The 13,766-nt window shown below is 35.1% G+C and carries 8 protein-coding genes; 7 read left to right on the top strand and 1 reads right to left on the bottom strand.

Features of this window, described 5'->3' with window-relative positions; all coding sequences use genetic code 11:
• The first annotated feature begins 22 nt into the window (after positions 1-22).
• Positions 23-1,246, top strand: a complete 1,224-nt coding sequence (locus BSF41_RS22030) for a sterol desaturase family protein (protein ID WP_095931636.1) — start codon at positions 23-25, stop codon at positions 1,244-1,246.
• A gap of 286 nt (positions 1,247-1,532) precedes the next feature.
• Here BSF41_RS22030 and BSF41_RS22025 read toward each other — a convergent pair whose 3' ends face one another.
• Complete coding sequence (locus tag BSF41_RS22025; RefSeq protein ID WP_095931635.1) at positions 1,533-3,131, bottom strand: DUF6377 domain-containing protein; 1,599 nt, start codon at positions 3,129-3,131, stop codon at positions 1,533-1,535.
• A 482-nt stretch (positions 3,132-3,613) separates the two neighbouring features.
• Between BSF41_RS22025 and BSF41_RS22020 the strand changes: the two genes are divergently transcribed.
• The 6 genes from BSF41_RS22020 (at position 3,614) to BSF41_RS21995 (ending at position 13,362) form a co-directional block, all read left to right on the top strand.
• Positions 3,614-4,135, top strand: a complete 522-nt coding sequence (locus tag BSF41_RS22020) for a DUF5004 domain-containing protein (RefSeq protein WP_095931634.1) — start codon at positions 3,614-3,616, stop codon at positions 4,133-4,135.
• An 8-nt stretch (positions 4,136-4,143) separates the two neighbouring features.
• Positions 4,144-5,226: a hypothetical protein gene (locus tag BSF41_RS22015; protein ID WP_095931633.1), complete on the top strand. Its 1,083-nt coding sequence runs from the start codon at positions 4,144-4,146 to the stop codon at positions 5,224-5,226.
• A 28-nt stretch (positions 5,227-5,254) separates the two neighbouring features.
• On the top strand, positions 5,255-8,269 hold the full coding sequence (locus BSF41_RS22010; protein WP_253251874.1) for a TonB-dependent receptor: 3,015 nt from the start codon (positions 5,255-5,257) through the stop codon (positions 8,267-8,269).
• A gap of 28 nt (positions 8,270-8,297) precedes the next feature.
• Complete coding sequence (locus BSF41_RS22005) at positions 8,298-9,809, top strand: RagB/SusD family nutrient uptake outer membrane protein (protein WP_095931631.1); 1,512 nt, start codon at positions 8,298-8,300, stop codon at positions 9,807-9,809.
• 264 nt (positions 9,810-10,073) lie between these two features.
• Positions 10,074-11,318, top strand: a complete 1,245-nt coding sequence (locus BSF41_RS22000) for a glycoside hydrolase family 71/99-like protein (RefSeq protein ID WP_095931630.1) — start codon at positions 10,074-10,076, stop codon at positions 11,316-11,318.
• A gap of 25 nt (positions 11,319-11,343) precedes the next feature.
• Entirely contained in the window at positions 11,344-13,362 is a 2,019-nt protein-coding gene (locus tag BSF41_RS21995) for a glycoside hydrolase family 97 protein (protein ID WP_095931629.1), read from the top strand.
• Positions 13,363-13,766 lie beyond the last annotated feature (404 nt).

The raw sequence follows: 13,766 nt of genomic DNA, 5'->3' as shown, positions 1-13,766 counted from the left end.
AGAATCGAAAAGTATCAAATAAATGAAAAATATCAATTTTCTAGCATTTGCCATGCCGGCCTTTTTTCTTTTTTTGTTTTTGGAATATAAGCTTGCTCAACGCAGAAAAAAGCCTGAAATTTTTAACTATGAAAGTTCTGTTTCCAATATTTCCATCGGAATTGCAGAGCGTTTGATTAACTTATTTGTTGCAGCCAGTTTTTATCAGCTGTATTATTTAATTTATGATGATTATAGACTTTTTGATATTCCGAGTAATGCCTTGGTTTGGTTTGCCCTTATTCTTGCCACCGATTTTGTCTGGTATTGGTATCATCGCTTAGGACATGAAGTCAATTTTTTCTGGGCAGCGCATATTGTACATCATCACAGCGAAGAGTTTAATTTTACTGCGGCAGCGAGAATTACTACTTTTCAGGCTATAATTCGAACGGGATTTTGGTGCGTTTTGCCATTTGTTGGTTTTCATCCCAGTATGGTGATTACCATGCTTATTGTTCATGGCGCTTATTCTTTTTTTACGCATACACAGCTTATTGGTAAAATAAAATGGCTGGAATATGTTTTTGTAACCCCTTCTGTTCATGGAGTTCATCATGCTTCTGACGAAAAGTATTTAGACAAAAATTACGGTGATATGTTCACCTTTTGGGATCGCCTTTTTGGAACTTTCCAAACCGAAGAAGAAAAACCAAAATATGGTTTAACGCATCCGCTAAAAAGCTATAGTTTCTTGTGGCAGCATTTTCATTATTACTTCGAAATTTACGAATTATGGAAACGCTCAAGCGGATTTAAAGCGAGATGGAATGCTGTTTTTGGAAGCCCAGCCGATATGGATCAGGATATTCGTCCCATTCTGGAAAAGCGTTTTTTGCAGGATAAAGCAGCTCCTAACCAGAGACTTCGATTTAAAAATTATCTTTATATACAATTAGGAATCTGTACTTTGATTCTAACGGTTTTTACTTATTATTTTGATTATTTAGAATTGTATGATAAAGTGTTTGTACTTTCTTTGGTAATTATCACTTTAATCAATTGCGGTGCTTTATTAGAACAACGAAAATGGATTTACTACCTAGAATATACTCGTCTGGCGATGCTTTCGACTTATTTTTTATATGAAGAAGGTTTGCTGGTATTTTTCTTTGTTCCAATTGCAATAATGATTTTTGCAGAGCAATTGTTTTCATTGAGTAAGATTTATCAGAATACCATTTTACAATTGGAAACTTCAGAATAGAAAATGACAATTTTAGAGTATAGTCCCGGAGGGACTAAATATTTATAGAAAAGATATTTGTTATACAAAAGAGCTCCAGCGGAGCGACATATTTATTAATATTTAAATTTATATGTCGCTCCGCTGGAGCTTTTTTGATTGTCGTTTGAATTGCATTCTATAAATATGCCGCTCCTCCGGAGCTGTGATATTAAAACATAATTCGTTAATTGCTTTGCCAGTCCTTATAGCTAGAGCCGTGGCTAAAAAAAACTTAGAACCTTTGCATCTCAGAACCTTAGCAACTTTAAATAGTCTTAATCTCCATAATTTTCTGCTCAAAAGTATCTTTAAAATCAGATTTGCTTTTAATTCTGGTTTTGTACGTATAAATTGTAGCTACAGAAAGTTCTAAGAATTCTGCCATTTGACTGCTGTCTTGAATCCCCAATCTGTACAAGGCAAAAATTCGCAATTCTGTATTTAAAAGTTCACCTTTTTTGACAATACATTTATGATCGTTTGGGAATAAATTATTGAAATCGGTTACGAACGTCGGGAACAATTTCAAGAAGATTTCGTCAAACTGATGAAACAGATTTTCGCGTTCTTCCTTTACATTATAACGCTTCATACTAGCAATAACTTCATCTGTTTTTTTGGTAATGATTTTATGCAACGTACTTTTCTGAATATGGTCTATTTTATTAATGAAAGCCGATGTAGCTTTAATAAAATAGGTAATATATTCTTCTTTGATGGCATTGGCTTCGCTTAAACTCACATTCATTTCCTGCAATTGCAGGTACGAATCGGCCATGATTTTTCTTGCTTTATTTTTTTCTTTTAATTGTTTGAAAATGATGCCTAGGAAAACGAAAATAATAACCGTAAGGATCGTCAAGAGAATAATAATCTTCTCCAGTTTATCATTTTTATCCTTTACATTATTCAGCTGTGCTTTTTCTATAATTGGGAGAATCGACGAAATCTCAATCTTTCGATGTCTTGCATTATAAAATGTTGCATCATCCATGGCGATGTTGATGTATTCGTTTGCTTTATCCAAATAGCCCATTTTAAAAAGTTCATTGGCCAAATTTCGAAGCGCAACGGTTTCTTTCGTAGCATTTTTTACATCGGCAATTGCGGCAAGAGCTAAATATTGAATCGCTTTTTTGGTATAACCCCGTTCCGAAAAGATATATCCAAGACTCGAAGTGGCGATTCCGTAATAATCAGGAGGCAGATTGTAGTTGTTGATCCAGTAGCTGAAAGCAAATTCGGCCCCGCGCCAGTCTTGCTGTTTCAATCGTTTTAAACTTTCTGCAGCCCAATATTCGTTGGTATTGGTTCCAATTAATTCTAAAGCTTTCTTTAAAAAATGATTTCCTTGCTGAACATAATGAATATTAAAGCGCTGATCACGGTTATAATCGGCTAAATCATAATAAGCACGAGCTTTAATGTTATAATATTCAAATTTGTTTCGTTGATCCAGTTTAGTGTCATCAATAACATTTAGCGTGTCAATCGCTTCTTTAAAAAGCCCAGAAGATAAAAGCACAAAACCTTCCTTGATTCGGCTTTTAGATAAATACTTCGGATCTTTTAGGATTTTGGCTTTGATTTTAGATTGCTCTAAATAGTAGTAAGCAGAGTCATATTTAAAAGATTTGTATTCATCAAACAAAGACATATAACAATTGTACAATTCTTCATTATTCTGACTAAGCGTAAATTTAGATACATTTTTCTTTAAAGCTTCTATTTTTCGATATTTCTGTTTCAGGTAAATCTCTTTTTTCAAGAGTACCTGATCTAATTCTTCTAAATAAGGATTCGTCTCTTTCGCAGTAAGAGAAAAACCTGCAAGGAAGAAAAGCAGCATCAATATTCTTTGCATGATTTGGTTTTGGTTTAGGGAAAAGTGGATTGATAGATATAGTGAATTAATTCGATTTAAAATTAAGAATAAGTTTGAGATTAAGCTAAACCTGTTTTTCAAGAATCTTGTAAAATGTTTAATAACATAGCTTTAAAAGGTGATTTTCGGAGTGAAAATGAGCTGCAAATGTTAAAAACAGGTAATTTATTTGCAATTATACAATAAAAACTGGTTATATATGTACATAGTGAAAAAAATATGCTTATTATTTTACATATTGTCATTTTTACCATATAAAAACGGCTTATTTTTATCTCAACAGCGTCTTGATTTTTTACTCTTGTAAAAATATATAAAATATTGATTATTAGTAATTTAATGTTTTTTGTGTTTGAATTTTATCTTGATTTTTTTCAGATTTTTTTTTTAGGATTTATTTAACGTCTAGTTTCGCTGTATCCTTTTGAAGGGGATAACAAACTAACGAAAACCAAAAATTTATGAAATGTAAAAGTCTTTATTGGCTAGCTTTTATGATGTGTTTATTTGCTATCGGATGCGATAACACAGATGACGGAAGCTACGTAGAACCGATTACCCTTTATGAAAAAGTAAATGGAAATTGGGGATTAACAAATCTGAAAATGGTTGATGAAGTTGCGAAAGCAAATAAGATCGAACCAAACGAAGAAAACTTGAGCACTTATTTCAACTACGAAGATTTTAAAATCAAATTTAACGTAGATGGAAATAACAATCCTACAAGTTACGAAGTAACTGGAGATGTTCCTCCATTATTTGCTCCTAAGGGGTATTGGGCACTTAGCTCAGCGTTTCAATCTACTACTGGTGTTGGAACAAAAATCTATCTGTACAGCGACGCACAGAAAACGCAAAAAACAGATGAACTTAGATTGATTTCAGTTCCAGGTAAAAGCAAAGAAATGCAGATTCAATTGGCGCATTCTTCTGGTGGTGTAGATTTCGTGTCTTATGTGTTTAAATTAAATGCTATTAATTAAAAAGTAATATGAAAAAGTTTATATATACAATTTTACTTGCCTTGTTGATGGCTCCTAATTTTATTCAGGCACAAGAAGCTGCTGGAGCCGTAGGTCCAATATCATCATTTCCTGTTGTTTACAAATATGATGAAAAAGTTACATGGTACTTTGATATGTCGGCATCAACATTTGCTGAAACAGAAGATTTATATATCTGGATCTGGTCTCCATCTGAACCAGATGCTGGACACTGGGAAAACTCATCAGATTTTGCAAAACTGAAATATGAAGGAAATAGAATCTGGAGTTTTACGCTAACTCCAACACTTTATTTTTCTAAAACTCCAGAAGAAATAGCGAAGAGTGATGGATTCTGGTTTCGTTTGAAAAACAAAAATGGATCTAAACAAAGTGATGTTGCCAATGTGGCTTATATTGATTTTTCATCTTTCTATACTTCAGGTGAATTATTTAGATCATATCCATCAAAACCATTAATTGATAAACCAGTAAGTATTGTTTTTAATGCAAATCTTAATCCGGCATTTGCTGGAACTCCAAGTGTACATATGCATGGTGGTTTGAATGACTGGACTATTCAGCAAATGTACGAAGCTGCAAAACCAGAAATTGCCGAAAAAACAAAATTAAAAGATTTAGGTAACGGTTTTTATAAAATGGATTTTGTTCCTAAGCAGTATTTCAATGCTCCAGATGATTTTGTAATGGAAAAGATAAATTTTCTGATGGTAGCAGAGAATTGGACAGCAAATTCTGGAGATCAGGTTATTTACGCAGGAGAATTTGTTCCGCCGCCACCGCCAAGTTTTGCTTTCTTTCCATCGCAAATCAGTCAAAAAGATTTTCTTGGAATGTCAAGAAAAAATAACGAGGCAGGTGTAAACAAATTAATCTACACGATTACAGCTGGTACAAAAACAATTTCGGGTGAGTTTACTGGAGGAACTGCAGAAATTAAAGGTTTTGTCAATCTGGTTTCAGAACTTAATGGAGTTCCGAGCTTAAGCGAAATTCATGTTTTGGTAAAAGACAATAAAGACAAAACGATTTCGGATACGACCATTCCGCTAAAAACTTTAGATAAATAATCACTATTAAATTAAAACACCAATTCTAATGAATAGTAAAAATACAAAAAGCGTCCTGCATCAAATGTGGACTGCTAAGGCAGCGGTATTGATGATTTTTATGCTTTTTCTTACTGCAAATTCTTTCGCGCAGACGAAAAAGATATCAGGAACTGTTTATGACAATACAGGGAATGTATTGCCAGGAGCTTCTATCATTGAAGTAGGAACTAAAAACGGAACTACAACAGATTTTGATGGTAAATTTAGCCTGAATGTAGCCGTAGGAAGTGCAATCGAAGTTTCGTTTATCGGCTCGACAACACAAAAAGTTCAGATTACAGCCAATACTTCTAATTACGAAGTGCGCCTGCAAAATGACGGATATGCATTGGCAGAAGTACAAGTAGTTTCTGTAGGTTACGGAAAAGTGAAAAAATCTGATTTGACTGGAGCAATTTCTACAGTTGGAGCAGATGAATTGCTAAAAGGAACTATTGGTTCTACAGAGCAGGTTTTGCAAGGAAAAGTGGCAGGATTAAGCATTATTCGTCCTTCTGGAGATCCAGCTGCAGCTTCTACAATTCGTCTTCGTGGAGGAACTTCTTTAACAGCAAGTAACAGTCCGTTAATTGTGGTAGATGGTATTGCGGGAGTTGATATTAACGTAGTTCAACCTTCAGATATCAAATCGGTTGATGTTCTTAAAGATGCTTCGGCAACAGCAATTTACGGTTCTCGTGGAGCAAACGGAGTAATCATGATTACTACAAAATCTGGAACAAAAGGTGTTTCTGTTGTTTATAACGGACAAACGGGTATCGGTTATGTCAATAATAACTTAGATCTTCTTTCGGCAGATCAGTGGAGAGGATATGTACGCCAGAATCAAATTGCAGATGGAGTAGATTATGGTGGAAGTACAAACTGGCAAAAAGCAATCGAGCAGACTTCGATTTCTCAATCGCACACGTTAAGCATTAATTCTGGTAAAGCAGACAGCGGTTTTAGAACTTCACTTTCGTACTTAAATAATGAAGGAGTTATTAAAAAATCTGGATTAGAAAGATTAAGCGGTAATGTTAGCGCTTACCAATTTCTTGGAGACAATAAAGAGGTGAAATTTGATATGGGATTATTTGCAAACATTGACAAATGGCACCCAATAGATTACAGAATTTTCGAAAGAGCTTATAACTTAAATCCAACGATTCCTGTTTACGACTCAGAAGGAAATTTCAGTGCAGTAGTAGGAAATATTTATCAGAATCCGGTTGAGATTTTAACAAACAGAACTTTTGATAATGAAAGACACAGACTTTTAGGGTACTTTAAAACAGATGTGAAATTCTTGAATGACTTTACTGCTACAGCAAATATTTCGCTAGAGCACAATGCAGTAAAAGCGGGTACTTACAAACCATCTTATGCGGTTATGGAAGGACAGACAGAAGGCGGTTTTGCACAAAGAACTTATGCAGAATATACAAATGCGCAAGGAGAACTTTATGTAAATTACAGCAAAGTTATAGACAAACATAACATTGGCGCTTTGGCTGGATATTCTTATCTAGAAAATATCTATCAAGGTTTTGGAGCACAAAGAGGTGGTTTTGTTACAGATGCATTTAGTTACAATAATTTAGGTGCAGGTTACAACTATCGTTTAACCGACGTGTATTCATACAAAGGAAAATCGAACCTAGTGTCTTTTTATGCTCGTGCTAATTACGGTTACGATGGTAAATATTTATTGACAGCGACCGTAAGACGTGATGGATCAAGCCGTTTTGGAGAAAACAATAAGTGGGGAACTTTCCCATCTGCTTCTGCAGCTTGGAGAATTTCTAACGAAGAATTTATGGAATCTTCAAAAGGTTGGTTAGACAACTTAAAATTGAGAGTTGGTTATGGAGTTACAGGAAATCAAGATGGAATTGGAGAGTATAAATCACTTTCTATTTTAGGAGTTGGAAGCGACAGTTATTACGATCCAGTTACTAAAACTTGGAGTTTGGCTTATTCTCCAAAACAAAACCCAAATCCTGATTTGAAATGGGAATCTACAGAGCAAATTAACGTTGGTTTTGATTTCGGACTTTTCAATAGAATTACAGGATCTTTTGAATATTATTCTAAAAAAACAAAAGATTTATTATACACTTACGAAGTGCCTCAGCCACCTTATTTAGTAGGAACAATGTTGGCTAACGTGGGCGAAATGTCAAACAAAGGGGTAGAGTTAACTTTGAATGCAGATATCATTAAAGGGGATAAATTCAACTGGAATGCTAATTTGACACTTGGACATAACGTTCAGAAAATTGAAAAACTTTCTAACCCAACGTATAAAACAGACGTGATCTACAGCGGATCTCTTCATGGTTTGGCAGGTATGTCTGGACAGTATTCTCAAATTATTGCAGAAGGATATCCAGTTGGAACTTTCTGGGGATTCAAAAATGCTGGTTTAGATGCCGATGGGAAAATTCAATACTACAATGCTGCTAATGAAGTAGTCGCTGAAAGTGCTTTGGTTGATGCTGATAAAAGAGATCTAGGAAATATTCAGCCAGATTTAACTTTAGGTATCGGAATGAATTTTACTTACGGAAACTTTGATCTTGGATTTTCTGGATACGGAATGTTTGGACAAAAAGCATTAAATGCGACAAACATGATGTTAAACGATCCGAACAGATTGCCAGCTTTTAATGTGCCAGATTCTTTCTTGAGTAGCGGTATTACTTCGTCTCCAAAATATTCTGATTACTGGATCGAAGATGCTTCTTTCTTCAGACTTCAGACATTGACTTTTGGTTATACTTTACCATTGAAATACAAAAAATCTAAATTTAGAATGTATGTAATGGGCGAAAACTTATTTGTAATCACAGGCTACAAAGGTGTAGATCCAGAGATTGGTTTAAATGCTCAGGACGGAATTAATCAGACTGGAGTAATGGATCAAACTGGTTTGGCAGCTCCTGGAATTGACAGATACAATAATTATCCTCGACCAACTACAATTTCTGTTGGATTAAATTTTACGCTGAATAACTAAGCGAATTGATAACCATAAAATATTAACAATGAAAATCAAAATAACAGCAGCAATACTTTTAAGCATGCTTTTTACGGTATCCTGTACTGATTTGGACGAACAGTTGTATGATCAGGTAGAAGATGGAAATTTCGGTAATACAACCAAAGAGATTGATGCGCTGGTAGGTGGAGCTTATTCTTCGTTAAGAGGGTTCTCTGATGCAATCTCAAATAATTTTCCAACTTGTGAGTATGTTTTCTTTTTGAATGAAGTAGTTTCAGATGAAGCAACAATTCCGACAAGAGGAACAAACTGGTACGATGGCGGACAATATCAAGACGCGCAAAAGCATACTTGGAAATCGGACAATAGAATGATTCTTTCGGCTTGGCGTTACAATTATACTGGAATTGCTAAGATTAATGCAATCATTTATCAAATCGATAAATCATCTCTTAGTGATAAATCAAAAGAGCCAATTTATGCAGAATTAAAAGCGCTTAGAGCCTATTACTACTACAATCTTTTAGATTTATTCGGAAATGTGCCAATTGTAACCGATTTTGAAGATACAGCTCTTCCAACCAATTCAACACGAAAAGAGGTTTATGATTTTGTTGAAAAAGAATTGACAGACGCTATTCCGCATTTAAATCCAAATGCGGTGTATTCTAAAATGACTAGAAATGTTGCGTATTCTATTTTGGCTAGATTATATCTTAATTCAGAAGCGTTTATCGGTCAGCCACGTTGGCAAGATTGTATCAATATGTGCCAAAAGGTTACTGGATACAGTTTAACACCAGATTTCTTTTCGAATTTCGTGACAGAAAATCAGACTTCGACAGAAATTATTTTCGCTATTCCTTACGATTCAAAAGCTGGAACAGTTGGAAACTACATGAACTCAATGTCTTGTCATTATAATCAAAAATTAGCTATTTCTGCCATTCCAAACAACTATCCTTGGAGTGCAAACGGAATGTGCGCACAGCCTGGAGTTTATTCTGCATTTGCAGACACAGACAAGAGAAAAAAATGTATGCTAGAAGGCGATCAGATCAATCTTGCAACAGGAACTGTAATTATGATGGATAATGGAGAGCCGCTTACTTATACAGAGAACCTAACAAGTCTGGAAGATGCAAAAGAAAATGAAGGAGTTCGTTTACATAAATACGAAATGAAAGCAGGAGAGCAATGGGAGCGTGATCACGATTTTGTATTAATTCGTTATGCAGAAATCTTAATGATGCAAGCAGAATGTTACGTTCGTTTAGGTTCGCCAGATTTAGCACGACCATTTGTACAGCAAGTAGCATCTCGTGCAGGTGAAGAATTGCCAGCAACCATTGACCTTGCATTTATAAATCAAGAATTGTTGAAAGAATTTACATTCGAAGGAAGAAGAAGAACAGACAATATTCGTTTTGGAACATTCTTCGAACCATGGTGGTCAAAAGGTACAACAGAGAAATACAGAGCAATTTTTCCAATTCCAAGTACTGTTTTAACCACAAACAAAAACCTTAAACAAAATCCTGGGTATCCAAATTAGGTTACTAGAATGTCAGTCTTCCATGTTGGTTAGTCGTGGAAGGCTGACATGTTTTTAAACATTGCATTAAATAGATCTACAGTGCTTAAAATATATTTAACACATAGAAACATAGATTTTTATGTGTAAAAAGAAGGAAGAAAGAAACTAGTTTCTCACACATAGCTATGTGTTTTTCTGTGAGTGAAGCGCCTTTTTCTAAGTTTCGAAAGCTATGTTTCTATGTGTTTAAATTATTAAGTATAAATAAAATAGTATCTCAATATGAAAAGATATATCACATCGTTGGTTTTTGGTTTGATGAGCATTGCGATGGTTGCCAGTTGCAGCAGCGATGACAAAGGCTCAGACAAACCTGTAGAACCAGAGAAAACAGACCCTGTTGCGATTGAGAAAACCAACAGCACTAAAATTTATATGCATTACATGCCGTGGTTTGAAACCAACGAAAGTAGTGCCGATAAAAAATGGGGATATCATTGGACAATGGCCAATAAAAATCCGAACAACGTAGGAGCAAACGGAAAAAGAGAAATTGCATCGTACTATTATCCGCTGATTGGACCGTATCACTCAGGCGATAAAAATGTGATCGAAAATCATTTATTGTTGATGAAATATTCAGGAATTGATGGAATTCTTATTGATTGGTACGGCACTTACGATGTTAACGATTATGGAATGATCAAAGAGAATACAGATCAATTAATCGAAATGCTTGATAAAGTAGGTTTAGAATATGCTATTGTATACGAAGACCGATTTTTGACCAATGTGGTTAATGCAGGAAAAGCAATTTCGGTAACCGGTGCAGCAAAAACAGATTTGGCTTATGTAGAAAAGAATTATTTTTCGGATGCCAATTATATCAAGATCAATGGTAAACCGCTGTTAATGAATTTTGGACCAATTGTGCTACAGACCCCCGCTGAATGGACAAACGTCTTTAATACTTTAACAGCAAAACCCACTTTCTTGACACTTTGGGACCACTCTTCAATGGCAGGAGAAAATGCTTCTGGCGAATATGCGTGGGTATACAAAGACAATAGTTACTTAACTAATTTTTACACCAATACCAAACCAAAATTGGGTGTAGCAATGGGTAGCGCTTATCCTGGTTTTAAAGATTTTTACGCTCAAGGCGGAGGCGGAGCAGCGATTGGATGGACGATTGAACATAACAATGGAGCAACATTGGATGAAACTCTTGCCTTAGCTAAAAATGCCAATGTAAATTATCTGCAGCTGATTACATGGAATGATTTCGGAGAAGGAACCATGATTGAACCAACAGTTGAATTTGGATATTCTTTCATTGAAAAAATCAAAGCTTTTGCTGGAGTAAAAAATACAGAAAGCGTATTTCCAGAGATCAGCAAATTGTATGATTTACGCGTACAGAAAAAAGGAAATGTCGAAGCCCAGAAAAAACTCGATCAGGTGTTTAATTATTTTGTTTCTATGCAGCCTGCAAAAGCAAAACAAACATTAAGCGAAATAAAATAGAGCTGTAATTAATACAATTTAAATAATGAAAAACAGAAAATATAGATACTGTCTAATAGCTTTTGCCACAATGCTCGTTATGGCTTGCAGTATTAAAAAAACGTATAAAATCAGTTCTCCTGAAAAGATCTCTGAATTAACTTTTGAATTAACGCCTTCTGGACAGCCTCAATATAGTTTTTCTTCTAACGGAAAATCGGTTATTGAGCCTTCTCTTATGGGATTTGAATTTCAGGGTTTAGCTAAAATGACAGATGGATTTGAAGTTGTTTCGACCGAAGAAAAATCGGCAGATGAAACTTGGGAACAGCCTTGGGGCGAATTCAAAAAAGTTAGAGATCATCATAACGAACTGATTGTTCACTTAAAAGAAGCAAAAGGCGAGGAGCGTTTGGTCGATATTATTTTTAGAGTTTTTGATGATGGAGTAGGATTTCGTTATGAATTTCCAAAACAGCCTCATTTAGGAAAAGTGAAAATCTCTAACGAAGTAACACAATTTACTTTTAAAGATAATAATGAAGTTTGGTGGATTCCAGTTCACCGCGAAAACAGTTATTACGAAAGCGAATACCGTAAAACGTTAATGAGTAAAACTGATACCATCAATACTCCAGCAACTTTTGAAACCAAAGACAAATTATATGTCGCTATTCACGAAGCGAACCTAACAGATTTTGCTTCAATGACGCTTTTAAAAACCACAGACAAGCAATATAAAAGTGATTTGGTGCCGTGGGCAGATGGTGTAAAAGTATACGCAGAAACACCTTTTAAAACACCTTGGAGAACTATTGTGGTTGGGGAAAATCCTGGACAAGTAGCAACTTCGACCATTATGCTAAATCTAAATGAGCCTTCAAAAATTGAAGATTTATCTTGGATCACACCTTCAAAATACATTGGAATCTGGTGGGGAATGCACTTAGAAAAATATACTTGGGGACAAGGCCCAAAACACGGTGCAACAACCAAAAACACAAAAGAATATATTGATTTTGCTGCGAAAAATGGTTTTGACGGAGTTTTGGTTGAAGGATGGAATGAAGGTTGGGATGGTGATTGGACTGCAGATGGTTCTGCATTTAGTTTTGTAAAAGCGTATCCAGACTTTAATTTGGAAGAAATTACCAAATACGCGGCTGTAAAAAATGTTCGTTTAATTGGACATCACGAAACGGCTGGTGCTACTAAAAACTATGAGAACCAGTTAGAAGAGGCTTTCAAACTGTATCAAAAAATGGGAGTGAATTCGGTAAAAACGGGTTATGTAAATAAATATTTGGATAAAAAAGAATGGCATGACAGCCAGTACGGAGCACGTCATTACAGAAAAGTAATCGAAACGGCGGCTAAATATCATATCATGATCGATAACCACGAACCAATGAAAGGAACGGGGTTACAGCGTACGTATCCAAACTTTATGTCACAAGAAGGCGGACGCGGGCAAGAATATAATGCATGGTCTGTAGATGGAGGAAATACGCCAGAGCATTTAACAACTTTGCCTTTTACCAGAATGCTTTCTGGACCGTTTGATTACACACCAGGGAATTTCAATTTTGATTATAAAACACCTTCTGGAGCAAAAGTGCAAACCACTTTGGCCAATCAATTGGCCTTGTACGTGATTATTTTCAGTCCGTTGCAAATGGCATCTGATTTACCTGAAAACTATGAAGGAAAACCAGAATTTCAATTCGTAAAAGATGTGCCATGCACTTGGTCGGATACTAAAGTTTTAGATTCTAAAATTGGAGAATACACTACAATTGCCCGTAAAGATTGGGACGAGAAAAACTGGTATTTGGGTTCGATTACAAATAGAAATGCAAGAGACTTAAAAGTAACGCTTTCGTTTTTAGACAAAAACAAAGAATACGAAGCAGAAATTTATGCAGATGGAGAAGGGGCAAATTATAAAACCAATCCATATCCAGTTACAATCTCTAAACAAAAAGTAAACAACAAAACTGTTTTAAATATCAAATTGGCAGCTGGAGGAGGAACAGCAGTAAAATTCACTCCAATCGAAAAATAGTTTTTTAAGATTCTAAGTTTCTAAGATGCTGAGATTCTAAGTTTATAAAGTTTTATTTTGAGTTAAGTTAAGTAAGTTTAAGTTTGGTAATAAACCCGATAGCTGGAGAGTTATCGGGTTTATTTTTTTGTTTCTAGTTTCTAGTTTCAAGTTTCAGGTTTGATAAGCTTTGAGTATAATTTTTAACGCAGAGAGCGCAAAGATTTTCGCAAAGTTCGCAGAGTTTTTTTGAGGTGGGTTTTTGAGAATGCAAAGTTCGCAAAGCTTTTTGATGAAATTTTAATCTCGCAAAGACGCAAAGTCGCAAAGAATATAAAAAACTTTGCGACTTTGCGTCTTTGCGAGAATATTTCGTTCAGCTAAAAAAAACTTTGCGCTCTTTGCGGTAAAATTATGTTCATAGC

Origin of the sequence: Flavobacterium sp. ACN2, assembly GCF_002303885.1 — a bacterium.
In the GTDB taxonomy this organism is placed as follows: domain Bacteria; phylum Bacteroidota; class Bacteroidia; order Flavobacteriales; family Flavobacteriaceae; genus Flavobacterium.
This window is presented reverse-complemented; position numbering and strand designations above follow the sequence as displayed.

Excerpts from the sequence above, each read along its gene's own strand:
- BSF41_RS22030 (WP_095931636.1), top strand. The coding sequence starts at position 23 with ATGAAAAATATCAATTTTCTAGCATTTGCCATGCCGGCCTTTTTTCTT.
- BSF41_RS22025 (WP_095931635.1), bottom strand. The coding sequence starts at position 3,131 with ATGCAAAGAATATTGATGCTGCTTTTCTTCCTTGCAGGTTTTTCTCTT.
- BSF41_RS22020 (WP_095931634.1), top strand. The coding sequence starts at position 3,614 with ATGAAATGTAAAAGTCTTTATTGGCTAGCTTTTATGATGTGTTTATTT.
- BSF41_RS22015 (WP_095931633.1), top strand. The coding sequence starts at position 4,144 with ATGAAAAAGTTTATATATACAATTTTACTTGCCTTGTTGATGGCTCCT.
- BSF41_RS22010 (WP_253251874.1), top strand. The coding sequence starts at position 5,255 with ATGAATAGTAAAAATACAAAAAGCGTCCTGCATCAAATGTGGACTGCT.
- BSF41_RS22005 (WP_095931631.1), top strand. The coding sequence starts at position 8,298 with ATGAAAATCAAAATAACAGCAGCAATACTTTTAAGCATGCTTTTTACG.
- BSF41_RS22000 (WP_095931630.1), top strand. The coding sequence starts at position 10,074 with ATGAAAAGATATATCACATCGTTGGTTTTTGGTTTGATGAGCATTGCG.
- BSF41_RS21995 (WP_095931629.1), top strand. The coding sequence starts at position 11,344 with ATGAAAAACAGAAAATATAGATACTGTCTAATAGCTTTTGCCACAATG.